Raw genomic sequence first — 16588 nt, 5'->3', positions numbered from 1 at the left:
CGAAACGGGCTTTTGTGCTATTGTTTGCCAAATTGTAGCCGCTTCCCTATAGACAGAAGTCGATGACGCAGAGCAAAAAGATAGTAGTGATAGGCGGCGGCAGTTTTGGCACTGCCATCGCCAATATTCTGGCAGAAAATGATGTACCCACAGTGTTGTGGGTGCGTGACGCAGCGAAGGCGGCTGCGATTCAAGCTTCGCATGAAAACTCTGCATATCTCCCTGGATTAAAACTCGATTCGCGTTTACATATTTCCGCAGATTTAAGACAGTCATTGTCTGATGCAGCTATCGTGTTTGTTTCTGTGCCAAGTAAAGTTTTTCGTGCAATGGTGCAACAAATGCGGCCGTTTTTAGCGCCTGATGCCATTGTTGTCAGCACGGCAAAAGGTATCGAGACGGGCGAAAATCATCACGGCTTTTGGTTGATGAGTGATGTGTTGAAGCAAGAGCTGCCCAAACATCGCATTGCCGTTCTGAGCGGTCCTAATCTCGCTGGTGAGATTGCAGAAAAGCAATTAACAGGAACCGTGGTGGCAAGTGCGGATGCTGCGGTTTGTCAGCAAGTGCAAGATTGTTTGCGCAGCCCATATTTTCGCGTGTACAGCAATAATGATGTTTACGGCGTGGAATTGGGCGGTGTGCTAAAAAACAGCTACGCCATTGCCTGTGGTATGGCGGCGGCATTAGGTTTGGGCTACAACACAATCAGTATGTTGATTACGCGCAGCTTGGCAGAAATGGGGCGCTTTGCAGCGAAATTGGGCGCAGACCCGCTGACCTTTATCGGCTTGGCTGGTGTCGGTGATTTGATTGTGACTTGCACATCACCGCGTTCGCGCAATTATCGAATTGGTTTTGCCATCGGTCAGGGGCGTTCGCTGCAAGAGGCCATTACAGAAGTGGGGCAAGTAGCGGAAGGCATCAACACCATTCATCTAGTGAAACTAAAAGCCGATGAGTTGGGTGTGTACATGCCCTTGGTGAGTGCGCTGAACGATATTTTGTTTAACGGCAGAAGTATTGCGGATGCCAGTGCCGCTTTAATGGGTAGCGATAACAACAGCGATGTGGAATATCGCGCCAATCTTGTCACTGCACCTGATGCACAGTCAGCCAATACCTGAGCAAATTTATTTTGATGTGCTGGGCCTGCGCTTGGTGGCGCAGCGCTGGAATAACGGTGGAATTCCCGTGATTGCCTTGCACGGCTGGTTGGACAATAGCGAAAGTTTCGCTCAGCTTGCACTCGCAATGCCGAATGTCGATTTAGTGGCTTTGGATATGGCGGGTCACGGTCATAGCGATCACCGTGTCGTTCACGCTAATTATCTAATTTGCGACGATTTTCGCGAAATTCTCGCGGTGGCTGATCAACTCGGTTGGCAGCGTTTTGGGCTGTTAGGACATTCGCGTGGCGCCATTATCGCCGCACTTTTAACATCCGCAATGCCTGAGCGTATTCGTGCCTTAGGCTTGATTGACGGGTTATGGGCACAGACCACGCAGGCTGCGCAAACCCCCATGCAAATTGCCGATAGTTTGCGTGCAGAAAGTCTGAAGAAGCCAGCTCGTGTATACGCGTCATTGGATGAGATGGTGGCGCAGCGCCAGCGCTACGGCTTTCCATTGGCTAATGAGGCGGCAACTTGTATTACGCTGCGCAATGCTGTGCAGCACAGTGAGGGGCAGTGGAGCTGGCGCACCGATCCGCGTTTACGCGTACCTTCATTGATGCGACTGACCCCTGAACAAATGGATGCCTGTCATCGCGCTATCAGCGTGCCGACAGAACTGTGCTTGGCCGAGCAGGGCTTAGTGCAAGCATATCCTGACTACGCTGAGCGCTTGTTGGCTTTACCGCAAGTCAGTTGGACGGTGCATGCGGGCGGTCATCATTTGCACATGGAAGGAGCGCAAAGCATACTGGGCCAAGCCTTCAATAGTTTTTTCCAACGATTGTGATCGAAAAACTTAAAAGCATCCCCGTTAAGCAGCAGTTAATACTGATGATTTGCGCCATCAGTTTTTTGGGTTTGTTGCTCGCTAGCGTGGCATTCGTTACTTATGATCGTTATGCCTATCGCAATAATTTGGTACAGCAAGCCACATTGTTGGCAAGAGTAGTAGCCAGCCATAGTGCGAATGCCGTGGCGTATAACGATGTGTTGGATGCACGAAAAAGTTTGCGGGGTTTTGGTATTGACCCATCCTTGGTTTCAGCGTGTATAAAAAATGATGGTGGCCAGGTAGTTGCCATGTATTTGCGCGGCCATTATCAATCGCCTGATATCGAAGGAAACAGTATTCCTGGTGTTGTGTGTTTGGCTTCTGAAAATTTCATTTCTCGATTTCAAGATGGGTATCTAGATTTGATTCAGCCCATTCTTTGGCAAGATTCACAGAAAATTGGGCAATTACATTTGCGCGTCTCTTTGGATGCCTTAAACCAGAAGTTTTTGGTATTTGGTGTTGTGGTCATTCTGGTTGTCCTGCTGGTGAGCATGGTATCCATTGTGTTATCAAGCAAAGTGCAAGCATTTATCTCTGCGCCACTGCTGATGCTTGCGCAAATTGCTAACACCATTAATCGGTTCAAAGATTATTCCTTGCGCGCGCGAACCGATAGACAGGATGAGCTCGGTCAACTTGTGCAGGCTTTTAATGGCATGTTGGACACCATTGAATTGCAAAATCGCGCGTTGTTACATGCCAATGAGCATTTGGAAGAAGAAGTGCAAACACGCACCAGTGAATTGCGTGCAACCAATCGCGAGCTGGAAGCTTTTACTTATTCGGTTTCACATGATTTGCGCTCGCCCTTGCGTTCGGTGGACGGCTTCAGTGCTGCATTGCTGGAAGATTGCGGTGCGCAATTGGATGACATCGGTCGCAACTACATTGGCAGAATACGCGCAGCCAGTCAGCGCATGGGGACGCTGATTGATAGTCTGCTGCACCTGTCGCGTGTGTCACGACAGGATATGCGTTATACCACCGTGAATCTTACGGAAATGGCAGATGAGGTCGTTGATAATTTACGCGCCAGTCATCGGGAACAGGCGGTAACATTTATTCGCGCTGATAGTTTAATGGCCAATGGCGACAGCGATCTTTTGCGTGTGGTATTGGAAAATTTATTGGGTAACGCGTGGAAATACAGCAGTAAAGTCGAGAGCCCAACGGTAGAGTTTGGGGTGCATGATCGCAGTGGCGATTTAGTGTATTTCGTGCGTGACAACGGTGCAGGATTCGATATGAAATATATCGATAAGCTGTTCTCACCGTTTCACCGATTGCATAGCGACCATGAGTTTCATGGGTTGGGTATTGGTTTGGCAACGGTGGCGCGGATTGTGCATCGACACAGCGGAGAGATTTGGGCGGAGGCACAGGTGGAGCAAGGTGCCACTTTTTATTTTACTTTGGCGCCATCAGTTAATGATTATTAGGGGAGTTTTTCCCACACACCCTTGAGCTCATCATTCCAATTCCGTGCATTGAGATCGCCTACATGCTTGTGGCGAATGATTCCTGATGAATCTACAAAATAGGTTTCTGGCGCGCCAAATACACCAAGGTCAATTCCTAGCTTTCCTTCAGCATCGACAATCACATCACGATAAGGATCACCTTTTTCTTTTAGCCAAACTTCAGCAGCAGGGTTGCTGTCTTTGTAGTTAATGCCATAAATGGGAATGTTTTCATTCGCGAGCTGCATTAAAAAGGGATGCTCAACACGACAGGTAATACACCAAGTTGCCCATACATTGACCAATACCTTTTGCCCGTGCAGATTTTTTTCTGTCAGCGTTGTTTGGCTACGCAGTGAGGGTAAAGAAAAAACGGGAAAGGGTTTGTTCAGCAATGCACTCGGCATTTCCTTGGGATCTAAAGACAAGCCGCGCATGAGAAAAATGGCGAGCACAACAAAACCCAGTAGAGGGAGAAAGAGAGTGATGCGTTTTTTCATGAGGTGACATGCTCTTGTGCGGTGTGTTGGTGTAAGCGCACATTGCGGTAACGCTTATCCAACACAGCCAATACAGCGCCCAGAGCCATTAAAATTGCTCCCAGCCAAATCCAGCGCACGGCGGGTTTGATGTGCAAACGCAAGGACCAAGCGCTAGCGCTACCTGCTTCAGGCTGTAGTGCTTCTCCCATCGAAATATAAATATCGCGAGTGAAGCTAGGCCAAATTGCCGCTTCGGTCATCACTTGATTGGAAACAATGTAGGTGCGTTTCTCAGGTTGCAGGTTGCGTGATGTGGCGTTAGGCGCAATCACAGTAAAGTTGGCGCGCTGTGCTGTGTAATTGGCACCATTATTTTGCGTGAGTGAGTCAAAGCTGAAGTGATATCCAGCTAACGAAACGGATTCGCCGGGCGCGAGACGAATATCCTGCTGCTCGCTGGCCAAGGAAGTGAATGCAATGCCCATGGCACTAAATGCAATGCCTATGTGCGCAAGACACATGCCCCAATAGCTCGCGCGTAACGATTGCAGCCCTTGCCAAGGCGTGTGGGCATTGCGCAGTTTGTGGCGAATATCCATTAGGGTGCTAATGATGACCCACAAACCCAACCAAGCGGCGAGTACGGTTAATGCAGAAAATGGCAGAGCCAGTGCAAGTATCAGCAGTGGCGCAAACAACAGGGCGGCAATAAAGGGTTTTTTCATCCATTGAAAAAACAATTCTTTAAATGTATGTCGATCATGCCAGTGCAGTTGTACGCCAACAGGCAGCAGCAACAGAACAATAAACATTAAAGGAATAAAAAAACTGTTGAAGTAAGGAGGGCCGACAGAAATTTTCCCCCACTGCATGGCATCTGCCATCAAAGGGTAGAGCGTTCCCAAACAAACCGTCGCTAAAATGACGGCCATCAGGCAGCTGTTGAGCAGTACAAACATTTCGCGCGATAAAAAACGGTAGCCGGTTGAAGGTGTCGTCGGTGCGCGAAACGCAAAAAGTGTGAGTGAACAGCCGATCACAATGGCGAGAAACGCCAAAATATAATAGCCGCGCGTTGGGTCGCTCGCAAAAGCGTGAACCGATGTGAGCACGCCTGAGCGCACTAAAAATGTGCCGAGTAAGCTCAGCGAAAAAGCAAAAATAGAAAGCAGCAGCGTCCAACTAGAAAATAATTGTCGCTTATCGCTAGCTGCTAAAGAATGTAGTAGTGCGGTGCCAGCTAACCAAGGCATAAACGAAGCGTTTTCTACGGGATCCCAAAACCACCAGCCGCCCCAACCCAATTCGTAATACGCCCACCAACTGCCGAGTGCGATGCCAATGGTGAGAAATGCCCATGCGGTATTGACCCAAGGGCGCACCCAGCGCGTCCATTCATTGCTGACACTGCTGCGCAATGGTGCGTCCGTTTCTAGTAAGGCAGCAATGGCAAATGCAAAGGGAATTGCAAAACCTACATAGCCAAAATACAACATCGGTGGGTGAATGATGAGACCAAAATCTTGCAATAAAGGATTGAGGTCGCTGCCTTCTGATGGAATAAAAGGCAAGTTGCGCGTAAAAGGATTGGAGGTAAATAAGGTGAAAGCGCTAAAGCCCGTGGTGACTAAGCCGAGTACGCCGAGCACGCGAGCACGCAACACGATGGGTAATTTTGTGGAGCGCAGCGCAAACAGCGCCGACCAAAAACTGAGTATCAGCAACCACAATAGTAATGAGCCTTCGTGCGCACCCCAAGTGGCGCTAACTTTGTATTGCACAGGCAATAAGGTGTTGGAATTATTGGCGACATATTTCAGCGAAAAATCGTCAGTGACGAAGCTGTAAACCAGTGTTGCAAAACTACCGCACAACAATGCACAGCTAGTCAGCGCAAGAGGAGAGGCAATGCGCATCCAGCGCGAGGAATGCAAATAGGATCCTGCAATTGGCAGTACACCTTGCGCAATACTGAAGCAAAAAGCGAGGATGAGGCAGTAAAGACCGAACTCGGGAATCATGATGACCTACTGTGGATGAGCCGCCGGCTTCGGCCCCATTTTTTTCATGCTGTCGCGGATTTCCGGTGGTGTGTAGTTTTCGTCGTGTTTGGCGAGCACTTCGGTCGCCACGAATATTTTTCCGTCCCATTTGCCTTTGGTGATAGCTGCCTGTTCTTCGGCAAATAAGTCGGGGAGGATGCCCGTGTAAATGACAGGAATACTGTGTTTTCCATCGCCGATAGCAAACTGCACCGCAAGGCTATTGGCATCACGCTGTACGCTGCCTTTATCTACAAAGCCGCCCAAACGAATCGTTTTATCCAGCGGGGCTTTGTTGTTAATAATGTCGGCTGGCGTAAAAAATAAGTTCATATTTTCACGCAGAGCAAAAGTGATTAAACCAATGGCAAGGCTAGACGCAACGAGAATCGCAATCACAATCAGCAGGCGTTGTTTGCGTATGGGGTGCATGGATTATTCCTGAACTTGTTGCGCGATCTCCTTGCGCAAGGTTGTGTGTCGTTGAAGTGGTTTCCATACCATGACTAATAAAGTGATAAAGCTGATGCTGTAGGCGCTCCATACATAAAAACCGTGGCCGTGCATGTGGATTAGCTCTTGCAGAGTAGCGAAGTACATCACTGTTTCTCTCGTGAAGATGGCGCGTTAAACAAATCAATCAGCCAGCGACTGTTGCGTTCGTTCGACAAAATTTCACAGCGCAGGTTCAGCAACAACAGCACGGCGTACAAGCAATAAAAGCCGACGATCATCACCCAAAGTGGTTGCAACATAGAGGGGTCGATGGTGGAGGCAGATGTCAGTTTTAATGTGGCGCCTTGATGCAGGGTGTTCCACCATTTCACCGACATATAAATAATTGGAATATTGACCGTACCAACGAGCGCGAGCACGCTGGCAGCGCGGTTGCCGTTATCCGTGTTTTGATACGCGTTAGCGAGTGCCATCACGCCGAGATAAAGAAAAAATAAAATCAGCATGGAGGTGATGCGCGCATCCCACTCCCACCAAGTGCCCCAAGTGGGTTTGCCCCAGAAAGAGCCGGTGATCAGTGCAATAAAAGTCATTGCTGCACCGAGGGGAGCTGCAGCACGCAGTGCCCAGAATGCGAGCTTCATCCGCCACACCAAGCCAATACAGCCTGCAATCGCCATCAAGTAATAACCTGCGAGCGCAAGAAAAGCAGAGGGAACATGGATATAGATGATGCGATAGCTATTGCCTTGTCTCGCATCCTCCGGCGCAACAGCCAAGCCCCACACACTGCCGATTAGCAAGAGCAAGAAAGCGGCTGCACCCAGCCAAGGCAGCAGCTTGCCGCTCATGCGATAGAACCAAGGGGGCGACCCCCAGCGATGGAACCAAGTTTTTAACATGACGGGATAACAGCAGTGCGTTCAGTGGAGGGCAAAAAAAGCGGGCGCAGGATACCACAGGGCATAGCGTTAACCCTCCACGGCAATCCGCAAACCGGTGACCACCACCAGCGGCGTGAGCACCAGTGCCATTAAGTCAAACGCCGCGAGTATGGCTAATTGCCCCCAAGCAGGTGTGCCTGTTGCCGCTTGCGCAGTAGCGCTGGCTCCAAAAATCAGCACAGGGATATAGAGCGGCAAAATAATAACGGCAATCAGTAGCCCGCCGCGTCGCAGGCTGACGGTCAGTGCCGCACCAATCGCTCCGAGCAGGGACAAACACAGCGTACCCAGTGCCAGCGCGAGTAAGGCGGTTGGCATGGCAGCAACCGGCAGGGACAGCATGCCGCCGAGCAGCGGCGAGAGCAGCGCCAACGGCAGCCCAGTGAACAGCCAGTGGATCAGCACTTTAATCCACACCATGCCGTATAAATGTTCGGGCAACAGCAGGTATTGCTCCAGCATGCCGTCATCGTAATCGCGGCGAAATAACATATCGGCGGAGAGCAAGCTGGCGAGCAGGGCGGCCACCCACAACATACCAGGTGCCAGTGCTGCCAAGCGAGAGGATTCCGCGCTGATGCCCAGCGGCACCAAGGCAATCACCATCAAAAAAAAGGCAAGCGGGTTCATCGCGTCCGACAAATTGCGCCAAGCCAAACGCCATTCGCGTTGAAAAGTCGCGGCGAGAATACTCATGCAGCACGCTCTTTTGTCGGCAGTGCATCCAAAGACAAGGTTTGATGCACGATGCCGAGATTTTCGCTGCCGTGATGCGTGGTGAGTATCACACTGCCGCCTTGCGCGCAGTGTTGTTGTAAACGCTCGGCGATCACGGCAAAGCCGTGGGTGTCGAGTGCAGTGAAAGGCTCATCCAAGATCCACAAAGGTTGCGAGCTAAAAAACAATCGCGCGAGTACCACGCGCCGTTGTTGCCCTGCGGATAAGCGATAACAGGGGAGATGCGCTTTGTGTGCGATACCGAGTGTTTGCAGCGCGTGCTGTACTTGCTCTGCATTAGCGCCAGCAACGCTCGCATACCACGCAAGGTTTTCGTAGGCGGAAAGTTGCGATTTCAGGGCAGGCTGATGGCCGAGATAGAGCAATTGCTGCGCGTAGTCATACCAGTTGTCGCGAATAGTTTTTCCTTGCCAACACACCTCGCCACTGTATTGCGTGTTCAAACCGGCAAGCACGCGCAGTAAAGAAGTTTTGCCACTGCCGTTTTCGCCGGTGATTAACAGCAATTCTCCAGAGCTTAGTGCGCAGTCCACGCCGGAGAACAATGTGTGTTGTCCAACAGAAACACAGAGTTGTTTGAGTTGTAGCACGGACGAAATGTTTTTTGACATGTGCGGTATTGCTCAATCTTTGAAGTCGGGTTTGCGACCTTCTTTGCGTGCTTTGATTGCCTCTTCAAAGTTTTTGGTTGTCATGCGCACATACAATTGTGCGTGGCCTTCATGGTTCATGTGTGTGTGCAAATTGCTGGCTTGCAAGCCGGACCACAACATTTGCTTTGACAGCTCCACACCGAGATGGCTGTGCTGCATGATTTGCTCTGCCATGGCATAACAGGTGTCCATCAAGGTTTCAGGCGCTACCACCTTAGAGACAATACCAATGCGCTCGGCTTCTTCGGCACTCACATCACGCCCCGTGAGCATGATTTCAAAAGCGCGTGTGGAGCCGATGGCGCGTGGCAAGGTGTAGCTCAGCCCCAATTCCGCCGAAGTTAAACCGTTGTTGATGCCGGCAGCACGAAAGATTGCTTCGGTAGAAGCCACGCGGATATCCGTAATCATCGACAAACAAAAACCACCGCCAATGGCGGGGCCGTTGATGGCAGAAATTACCGGTTGGTGCATGGTTTGCACCGTGTGCATCACATCGTCCAAGACTTTCATGGCGCGGCGCGCAATGCCGGGCATGGTCAAGCCGTCAAAAATCGACAAATAGCCTGGGTCTTTGAGATCTGCGCCGGAACAAAAGCCCTTGCCTTCGCCCGTGAGAATAACCACACGAATATTGTTATCAAAACTGAGCTCTTCCAGTGCTTCCTTTAGCGGAACCATTACATCAAACGCCATGGCATTCATGCGCTCGGGGCGATTCATGCGCACCACGGCAATGCCGGGGCGGTCTTTTTCAATAGTGACAAAGTTGGACATACAATCTCCAAAAATAGCAGTAAAAGTCAGAGCAGACGCTTAGGGGTTTGAATGGGCGCATTATAGTGCTACTGTCTCAAGCACAGGAAAAATCAGGGATTTGCAGCACAGGGTTGGGGAAGCGCATGAACGGGAAGTTTAATAAGAGCGATCTGCAAGATTGGTTAAGTTACGCCCTGCGCGTTGTGCTGGTGGCCGTTGCTTATGTGGTCATTGCGCGCACGGTGCTGAGTATTTTTGCACCCGATAATATTGTTTCTCTTGTGTGGCCTTTGAGTGGCTTGGCTGTTGCGGTGTTGCTGATTGGCGGCGCGCGCTATTGGTTGGGATTATTTATTGGTGTATTGGCGGCCGTGTATTTGCAAGGCGCCGTCGATTTGCCGGTGGCGGTCGCTTTTGCAGTGGGTAATACCTTGGAATATCTGCTGGCATGGTGGTTATTGGCGCGTGTTTTTTGTATCAACACATCGTTAGTAGATACACGCGATTACTACTGCTTGGTCATTGCCGGTGCGGCGGCAGCTATCGTAAGCGCCACCTTTGGTATGGGTGGTTTGTGGTTGGCCGGACACATTAGTGATTACCAGCTGTTTTTCTCCTCTTGGTTTTCATGGTGGCAAGGCAATGTACTGGGTGTAATTTTATTTACACCCATGGTGTTGGTGTGGAAGGAAAAGCCAGAAATTGAATTGAATGTCAGCACAATCATTCGAGGCGTTTTGTGTCTGTCCTTGGCCTTTTTGTGTGGGCAGATCATTTTCCTCAATTGGTTTGAATCGATATTTTCCAGTTTTGCCAAACCTTTTTGGATGTTTATTTTTGTGATGTGGGCGGCGGTTCGTCTTGGTCGTCATGGAGCTTTATTGGTAATTGCTATGATCGATTTGCAGAGCATAGCCAGTATCATCAATCATAATGTTGTGTTTTCTGGCGACGAAAATGGACATTCTCTCCTTAACTATTGGCTCTACATGGTAGTTGTCACCATGGTGGGTATGTGCTTGTCGTTGGTTATGTATAGAAATCGTAGCAGTGAGCGAGAATTGCATGAAAGCGAGGAGCGTTGGAATTTTGCCTTAGAAGGTTCTGGCAACGGCGTGTGGGATTGGAATATGGAAACAGATAGAGTGCATCTATCTGCATATTTTATCCGCATGTATGACTATTACGGAGATAGTGTAGAAGCGACGCCAGCAGCTTGGTCTGAGTTAGTGCACCCCGATGATATGGCGCAAGTGTTGTTTGATTTTGATGAGCACATCGCAGGTAGGACGCCATTTTATGAAAATGAACATCGCGTACGCTGTAAGGATGGCACATACAAATGGGTATTGGATCGCGGCATGATTGTGCGCTACAGCGCGAAGGGAAAGCCGCTGCGAATGGTGGGTACGCATAGCGATATCGGCGACAGAAAGTTAGCTGAAGTGAGATTACTGGAAGCAAATTCACTGCTGGAGCAGAGGGTTGCTGAGAGAACCAATGAGTTGGAAAATGCCAAGCATGAAGCTGAGGCGGCGGTGCAAGTTAAAACAGACTTTCTCTCCAATATGAGCCATGAAATTCGCACGCCGATCAGCAATGTGATCAATATGTCAAAAATGGTGCTGGATACGGAATTAAATAGCCGCCAGCGAGATTACTTGGAAAAAATCCAAGTATCTGGGCGTATGTTGCTGGAATTGGTGGATGATGTTCTCGATTACTCGCATTTAGAGACGGGTAAGCTTCACCTTGATAGTGCGCCTATTGATGTTGTGAATATGATTGACTCTGTGGTGAGTTTGTATGCCGATAAAGTCAGTGCAAAAAACTTAAAGCTTAATGTGGATATAGATCAGCGTATGGAATTATCACTTATAGGTGATGGCATGCGTTTGAAACAGATGTTGTGTAATTATGTGAGTAACGCAGTAAAGTTTTCTGAGAAAGGGAATATCACAATCAGGGTTTTTGTAGTAGCAGGTGGTGCGGCTGATGTGCTCGTGCGTTTTGAGGTGCGCGATGAAGGTGTTGGCATTGCACCCAGCTTACAGAAGAAATTGTTTGCGGCATTTCAGCAGGCTGATATGTCGCTGCGGCGTAAATTTGGTGGATCAGGGCTTGGTTTGGCAATCAATCGGCGTTTATCAGCAATGATGGGCGGCGAGGTTGGTTTTGAGAGCCAAAGTGGCAAAGGCAGTACTTTTTGGTTTACTGCAAAGTTGGCACGAGCTGACACCCACGAAGTGCAGGAAGAGCAACCCGAAACAGCGCGTAGACCGATGGTCGAGCAGCGCCTGCAAGGTGTCAGTGTGTTGTTGGTGGAGGATGATCACTTTAACCAACAGGTGGTACAGGAATTACTGGAGATATCAGGTGCCGAAGTCACGGTAGCAGGCAATGGCCAAGAAGCGCTGCAGTGTTTAAGTAATCGCAAATTTGATTGTATTTTGATGGATTTGCAGATGCCAGTGATGGATGGCTTGGAGGCCACGCGCTTGATTCGTGCAGATGAAGAATTGCGCGACAGCCTAATCATCGCGATGACGGCGAATATTTGGGGCGACGGTATGGAGCGCTGTTTTATCGCTGGCGTGAATGATTTTCTTGCCAAGCCTGTACAACCCGAGTTGATGATACAAACGGTCGCGGCGTGGTCTACCTGCAATCGTGTGAATCCTGTAGATATCGTGCTGCTAATGGACGCGTTCGATAACAATGCCTCCGAAGCCATTAATGAGGTGGGGAGGTTTATTCGCCATTCATGGGGCGAGGTAGGCAAGCTGCGCCGTGCCATTGAAATGCAGGATTTTGAGGGGGCGTGCGCGCTGGTTGAAGTGCTTCAGCAATCAGCGCACCGTATCGGCCTAGGTAGCTTTTCCACGGCTTGTAATTACATCATTAGGCCTGGTAACCAGCAGCAGGTTTCATCTTTGTCCCTGATGTCTTGTGTGCGCCAGATTAGCCGCATTCTGGAAAGAATTACCCAACAGCTGCAGTTGAAAGGCTAAAATGCTCGGCTGTGGAAGTTCAGCCGGAGTAGCGCTGTGAGAAAGACTAAAATTATTTGCACCATCGGTCCTGCAACCGAGTCTTATGACATGCTGAAAAAAATGGCACAGGCAGGGATGAATGTGGTGAGACTCAATATGTCGCACGGCGACCACGCCTCGCACGCCAAAGTCATCAAAGCAATCAAAACACTCAACAAAGAATTACAGCATCCCATTCCTTTACTCTTGGATACGCAAGGGCCGGAAATTAGAACCGGCACTTTGAAGAATGATTTGGAATTAAAGCGCGGTGATATTATTTCCGTGTCTGCACGGGCAGATGATGTGGAATCCACTTCGCTGAATATCAACTATCACGATTTGATCAATGATGTAAAAATCGGCGACAAGATCACTGTTGATAACGGCATCATCAACCTCGAAGTGCTGGAAATCCAAGGGCGTGTGATGCGCTGTAAAGTGTTGGATGGTGGTCGTTTAAAAAGCCGTCGCCATGTAAACCTTCCTGGTATTCGTGTCAATTTGCCTGCGATCACGACTAAAGATCGTGATGATATTTTATTTGGCATGAAGCAAGAGGTGGATTTTATTGCACTGTCTTTTGTGCGCGAAGCCAATGACATTCGTGAGCTGCGTAAATTGTTGGGCAGCAAAGCTGACAAAATTAAAATCATCGCCAAGATTGAAGATCAAGAGGGCGTGAAGAATATCGAAGAAATTGTTGCAGCCGCAGATGGCGTAATGGTGGCGCGCGGTGATTTGGGTGTTGAGATCAATATTGAAGATTTGCCTAATGTGCAGCGTACGATTGTTCGTTTGTGCAACGAGCAGGGAAAACGCGTAATTGTGGCTACACACTTGCTGGAGTCGATGATTGAAAATCCTATTCCAACACGCGCAGAGGTAACGGATGTTGCTAATGCGATTGAGGAAGAAGTTGATTGCATCATGTTGTCAGGTGAAACCACGGTAGGTAAATATCCCATTCGCTGTGTGGAATACATGGATCGAATTGCTCGCGCTACAGAAAAACTACCTGGTTTGCGCTTCTGTGACAGCTTGATCAAAGATAGCGATAAACAACATTTGGCGCACTCTGCCGTGCATTTGGCGGAAGCTATGGAAGCGCGCGGTATTGTTGTCATTACACGCCGTGGTGTGATGGCAAATTTGGTAACGAATTGCCGTCCAACAAAAACCACCATTTTTGCATTTACCAATGATGGTCGCACACGCAGACAAATGAATTTGAATCGTGCCGTGGTTGCTCATCGCTTGGCTTTCTCCAGTGATCCGGAGAAAACATTGGCTTCTGCGTTTGAAATTTTGAAGCGTGACGATGGTTTTCAATCAGGAGATAAAGTAGTTGTTATTTCTGATGTGATTTCTGGTTTGGGTGTTGATGCCATCCAGATTCGCAGCGTTCCCTGATTGAAGAAAGAATAATTGCTATGACAACCGAGTCTATAGAAACAAATGAGCCAATGTCCTCTGTGCAGGATGTGAATGCTGTAAAGGCTTTGCCGGAGCAGACGGAAATGCCGTTTGCTATTGTGCACGGCAAAAGCATTACCGAGCTGCCGAAAGATCTTTATATTCCACCGGATGCCTTAGAGGTTATTTTGGAGGCGTTTGAGGGGCCGCTTGATTTGTTGCTGTACCTGATCCGTCGCCAGAATCTCGATATTTTAGATATCAATGTTGCTGAAATTACGCGCCAATATATGCAGTACATCGAGCTTATGGATGCTATGCAGTTTGAATTGGCTGCCGAGTATCTGTTGATGGCCGCTATGTTGGCAGAAATTAAGTCTCGCGTATTACTGCCGCGTTCATCGGAAGCAGAAGAAGATGAAGAAGATCCGCGCGCGCAATTAATTCGTCGTTTGCAAGAATACGAGCGTTTCAAGCAAGCGGCAGAAGATTTAGATGCCTTGCCGCGCGAAGGGCGCGAGGTGTTCCCTGGTGGTGCCGAGCCGCCGGAGCGTGAGAGTCGCCGCGCCGATCCTCCAGTCGATATGAAAGAGTTGCTGTTGGTGTTGGGTGAAGTGCTGCGCCGTGCAGATATGTTTGAAAGTCACCAGGTGGAGCGCGAGCGTTTATCTACGCGTGAGCGCATGTCACAGGTGTTGGAAAAATTAAAAGGCGGCCAGTTTATGCCGTTTGTTACGCTGTTTACTGTGCAAGAAGGTAAGTTGGGTGTTGTGGTGACTTTTCTTGCCGTGATGGAATTGGTGAAAGAGTCGTTGATTGAGCTGTTGCAGACAGAGACTTACGGTCCTATTCATGTCAAAGCAAGAACGAATTGATAAAAATTAACGAAAAGTGATGAAAGTATATGAGTCAGTTTGATAAAACATTGCTCAAGAAAATTGTAGAGGGTTTGCTGCTTGCGAGTAACGAACCTTTGTCTGTGAAGCGCATTGCCGAAGTCTTCGCTGATCAAGAAGTATTTGGCGATGCTGAAAAGCCAGATGCAGAAGAGATACAGGCGGCGATTGAAGAAATTGCCGCGGATTGTCGTGATCATGGTTTTGAACTGAAAGAGTTGGCTAGTGGCTGGCGCTACCAAGTTCGACAAGAGTTGGCACTGTGGGTTGGCAGATTGTGGGAAGAAAAACCTGTGCGCTATTCGCGCGCTATTTTGGAAACCTTGGCGCTGATTGCCTATCGCCAACCCATTACGCGTGGCGATATTGAAGAGATACGCGGTGTTGCGGTGAGTACGGCGATTATCAAAACCCTGATGGAGCGGCAATGGGTGCGCATCGTTGGGCATCGTGATGTGCCAGGCCGTCCAGCCTTGTACGCCACCACTCGTCAGTTTTTAGATTATTTCAATTTGAAAAGTTTGGATGAGTTACCGTCTCTGAGTGAAATTCGCGATCTCGACAAAATTAACGCGGAATTGGATTTTGGTCAGGAGCAACAGGTAATTGAAGCGCTGGCGCCGCGCTTGGCTGAGCAAGCTGGCGGTGAAATAGTTGAAGATGACGGTGTAGATCTACCTGGTGTTGATCCTTCTGTGGACGATGTGTCCGATTCTCAGGTGCTACACTGATGTCTGTCTCGAAGAAATACCCTCCTGATACAAAAAAAGCTGCGCCACCTCGCGCGAGCAATAAAGCAAAAGTTAAAAAAGAAACTGTTGAGCCGAGTACAGAAAAATTACAAAAGCTGTTGGCGCGCGCTGGTTTTGGCTCGCGTCGAGAATTGGAGACATGGATTGCTGAAGGGCGAATTACCGTCAACGGTAAATTGGCAACTTTGGGAGACAGAGCTGCACTGACCGACAAAATTTGTGTCGATGGTAAAAATATTTCTGCGGCGCGTTTGGCTGGCCCGCGTGTGCGTGTGTTGCTTTACAACAAGCCCATCGGTGAGATTTGTACGCGCTCAGATCCTGAAGGTCGTCCCACTATTTTTGAACATCTGCCAACGCTGGAAAAAGGGCGCTGGATCGCAGTAGGGCGTTTAGACATCAACACCAGTGGCTTGTTGATTCTGACTTCAGATGGCGAGCTAGCAAACCGTTTAATGCATCCCAGTGCGCAGATTGATCGCGAATATCTCGTGCGAGTGATGGGGGTTGTTGATGCCGATATGCTGCAGCGTTTGCGTGAAGGCGTGGAGCTAGACGACGGCATGGCGCGTTTCACCGATGTGTGCTTGCTGCATAAAGAAGAAAGCGAAAGCATCAATCGTTGGTACTGTTGTACTTTGATGGAAGGCCGCAATCGTGAGGTGCGCCGCTTGTGGGAATCACAAGGTTTGAGTGTGTCGCGTTTGAAGCGCGTACGCTTTGGGCCGGTTTCTCTGGCGAATAAATTGCCGGAAGGTCGCTGGCAGGAATTAAAACCTGGCGAGGTGGCAATTCTGTATCAAGAAGCCGGGTTGCCTGTGCCGCCTATTTCTGCGCTGACACCGGCAGATAAAGAAGTAATGAAGCGAGAGCAGCGTAAGCCAATGAAATCTCGCGTTGAGGCAGAAAAGAATAGAGGCAGAAAGCCGCGTCGAACTATCTGAC

At 49.2% G+C, this 16588-nt stretch carries 16 protein-coding genes; 8 read left to right on the top strand and 8 right to left on the bottom strand.

Annotated features, from left to right (window positions below):
• Nucleotides 1–62 precede the first annotated feature (62 nt).
• From IPK30_11680 to IPK30_11670, 3 genes are read left to right on the top strand one after another with little or no spacing between them, the layout of a single operon-like run.
• The gene (locus tag IPK30_11680) at nucleotides 63–1127 is read left to right on the top strand and encodes an NAD(P)H-dependent glycerol-3-phosphate dehydrogenase (GenBank protein MBK8103893.1); all 1065 of its coding nucleotides are present in this window, start codon (nucleotides 63–65) and stop codon (nucleotides 1125–1127) included.
• Nucleotides 1090–1965: an alpha/beta hydrolase gene (locus IPK30_11675; protein ID MBK8103892.1), complete on the top strand. Its 876-nt coding sequence runs from the start codon at nucleotides 1090–1092 to the stop codon at nucleotides 1963–1965. The genes IPK30_11680 and IPK30_11675 overlap by 38 nt, the downstream gene beginning before the upstream one ends.
• A 44-nt stretch (nucleotides 1966–2009) precedes the next feature.
• The gene (locus tag IPK30_11670) at nucleotides 2010–3452 is read left to right on the top strand and encodes a HAMP domain-containing protein (GenBank protein MBK8103891.1); all 1443 of its coding nucleotides are present in this window, start codon (nucleotides 2010–2012) and stop codon (nucleotides 3450–3452) included.
• Here the strand turns inward: IPK30_11670 and IPK30_11665 are convergent.
• The 8 genes from IPK30_11665 to IPK30_11630 form a co-directional block, all read right to left on the bottom strand.
• Complete coding sequence (locus tag IPK30_11665) at nucleotides 3449–3973, bottom strand: DsbE family thiol:disulfide interchange protein (protein ID MBK8103890.1); 525 nt, start codon at nucleotides 3971–3973, stop codon at nucleotides 3449–3451. The two genes, IPK30_11670 and IPK30_11665, sit on opposite strands and share 4 nt — an antisense overlap.
• Complete coding sequence (locus tag IPK30_11660; GenBank protein MBK8103889.1) at nucleotides 3970–5976, bottom strand: heme lyase CcmF/NrfE family subunit; 2007 nt, start codon at nucleotides 5974–5976, stop codon at nucleotides 3970–3972. The genes IPK30_11665 and IPK30_11660 overlap by 4 nt, the downstream gene beginning before the upstream one ends.
• Before the next feature lie 6 nt (nucleotides 5977–5982).
• Nucleotides 5983–6429, bottom strand: coding sequence for a cytochrome c maturation protein CcmE (ccmE, locus tag IPK30_11655; GenBank protein ID MBK8103888.1), 447 nt, complete (start codon nucleotides 6427–6429; stop codon nucleotides 5983–5985).
• A gap of 3 nt (nucleotides 6430–6432) precedes the next feature.
• Nucleotides 6433–6597, bottom strand: a complete 165-nt coding sequence (gene ccmD / locus IPK30_11650; GenBank protein ID MBK8103887.1) for a heme exporter protein CcmD — start codon at nucleotides 6595–6597, stop codon at nucleotides 6433–6435.
• Nucleotides 6597–7355, bottom strand: coding sequence for a heme ABC transporter permease (locus IPK30_11645; GenBank protein ID MBK8103886.1), 759 nt, complete (start codon nucleotides 7353–7355; stop codon nucleotides 6597–6599). The genes ccmD and IPK30_11645 overlap by 1 nt, the downstream gene beginning before the upstream one ends.
• A gap of 69 nt (nucleotides 7356–7424) precedes the next feature.
• Nucleotides 7425–8093 carry a heme exporter protein CcmB gene (ccmB, locus tag IPK30_11640; GenBank protein ID MBK8103885.1) on the bottom strand — a complete coding sequence of 223 codons (669 nt, stop codon included), beginning with the start codon at nucleotides 8091–8093 and terminating at the stop codon, nucleotides 7425–7427.
• Nucleotides 8090–8746 carry a cytochrome c biogenesis heme-transporting ATPase CcmA gene (gene ccmA, locus IPK30_11635; protein MBK8103884.1) on the bottom strand — a complete coding sequence of 219 codons (657 nt, stop codon included), beginning with the start codon at nucleotides 8744–8746 and terminating at the stop codon, nucleotides 8090–8092. The genes ccmB and ccmA overlap by 4 nt, the downstream gene beginning before the upstream one ends.
• Nucleotides 8747–8758: 12 nt before the next feature.
• Entirely contained in the window at nucleotides 8759–9565 is an 807-nt protein-coding gene (locus tag IPK30_11630; GenBank protein ID MBK8103883.1) for an enoyl-CoA hydratase, read from the bottom strand.
• 125 nt (nucleotides 9566–9690) lie between these two features.
• On the opposite strand from IPK30_11630, the gene IPK30_11625 reads away from it, so the two are divergent.
• Genes IPK30_11625 through IPK30_11605 form a run of 5 tightly spaced genes read left to right on the top strand, consistent with a single transcriptional unit; the run spans nucleotide 9691 to nucleotide 16587 of the window.
• On the top strand, nucleotides 9691–12558 hold the full coding sequence (locus tag IPK30_11625) for a response regulator (protein MBK8103882.1): 2868 nt from the start codon (nucleotides 9691–9693) through the stop codon (nucleotides 12556–12558).
• Nucleotides 12559–12594: 36 nt separating this feature from the next.
• Nucleotides 12595–13992, top strand: coding sequence for a pyruvate kinase (gene pyk, locus IPK30_11620; protein ID MBK8103881.1), 1398 nt, complete (start codon nucleotides 12595–12597; stop codon nucleotides 13990–13992).
• A 20-nt stretch (nucleotides 13993–14012) separates the two neighbouring features.
• Nucleotides 14013–14870 (top strand): segregation/condensation protein A, encoded by an 858-nt coding sequence (locus IPK30_11615; GenBank protein ID MBK8103880.1) that lies wholly within the window; start codon nucleotides 14013–14015, stop codon nucleotides 14868–14870.
• A gap of 29 nt (nucleotides 14871–14899) precedes the next feature.
• On the top strand, nucleotides 14900–15622 hold the full coding sequence (gene scpB, locus IPK30_11610; protein MBK8103879.1) for an SMC-Scp complex subunit ScpB: 723 nt from the start codon (nucleotides 14900–14902) through the stop codon (nucleotides 15620–15622).
• Nucleotides 15622–16587, top strand: coding sequence for a pseudouridine synthase (locus IPK30_11605; protein MBK8103878.1), 966 nt, complete (start codon nucleotides 15622–15624; stop codon nucleotides 16585–16587). The genes scpB and IPK30_11605 overlap by 1 nt, the downstream gene beginning before the upstream one ends.
• Nucleotide 16588 lies beyond the last annotated feature (1 nt).

It is taken from the genome of Cellvibrionales bacterium (assembly GCA_016713115.1).
Lineage (GTDB): Bacteria > Pseudomonadota > Gammaproteobacteria > Pseudomonadales > UBA7239 > UBA7239.
Note: the sequence above shows the minus strand (reverse complement) of the source record. Positions and strands in the feature narration are given on the sequence as shown.

Excerpts from the sequence above, each read along its gene's own strand:
- IPK30_11680 (MBK8103893.1), top strand. The coding sequence starts at position 63 with ATGACGCAGAGCAAAAAGATAGTAGTGATAGGCGGCGGCAGTTTTGGC.
- IPK30_11670 (MBK8103891.1), top strand. The coding sequence starts at position 2,010 with ATGATTTGCGCCATCAGTTTTTTGGGTTTGTTGCTCGCTAGCGTGGCA.
- IPK30_11665 (MBK8103890.1), bottom strand. The coding sequence starts at position 3,973 with ATGAAAAAACGCATCACTCTCTTTCTCCCTCTACTGGGTTTTGTTGTG.
- IPK30_11660 (MBK8103889.1), bottom strand. The coding sequence starts at position 5,976 with ATGATTCCCGAGTTCGGTCTTTACTGCCTCATCCTCGCTTTTTGCTTC.
- ccmE (MBK8103888.1), bottom strand. The coding sequence starts at position 6,429 with ATGCACCCCATACGCAAACAACGCCTGCTGATTGTGATTGCGATTCTC.
- ccmD (MBK8103887.1), bottom strand. The coding sequence starts at position 6,597 with ATGTACTTCGCTACTCTGCAAGAGCTAATCCACATGCACGGCCACGGT.
- IPK30_11645 (MBK8103886.1), bottom strand. The coding sequence starts at position 7,355 with ATGTTAAAAACTTGGTTCCATCGCTGGGGGTCGCCCCCTTGGTTCTAT.
- ccmB (MBK8103885.1), bottom strand. The coding sequence starts at position 8,093 with ATGAGTATTCTCGCCGCGACTTTTCAACGCGAATGGCGTTTGGCTTGG.
- ccmA (MBK8103884.1), bottom strand. The coding sequence starts at position 8,746 with ATGTCAAAAAACATTTCGTCCGTGCTACAACTCAAACAACTCTGTGTT.
- IPK30_11630 (MBK8103883.1), bottom strand. The coding sequence starts at position 9,565 with ATGTCCAACTTTGTCACTATTGAAAAAGACCGCCCCGGCATTGCCGTG.
- IPK30_11625 (MBK8103882.1), top strand. The coding sequence starts at position 9,691 with ATGAACGGGAAGTTTAATAAGAGCGATCTGCAAGATTGGTTAAGTTAC.
- IPK30_11615 (MBK8103880.1), top strand. The coding sequence starts at position 14,013 with ATGACAACCGAGTCTATAGAAACAAATGAGCCAATGTCCTCTGTGCAG.
- scpB (MBK8103879.1), top strand. The coding sequence starts at position 14,900 with ATGAGTCAGTTTGATAAAACATTGCTCAAGAAAATTGTAGAGGGTTTG.
- IPK30_11605 (MBK8103878.1), top strand. The coding sequence starts at position 15,622 with ATGTCTGTCTCGAAGAAATACCCTCCTGATACAAAAAAAGCTGCGCCA.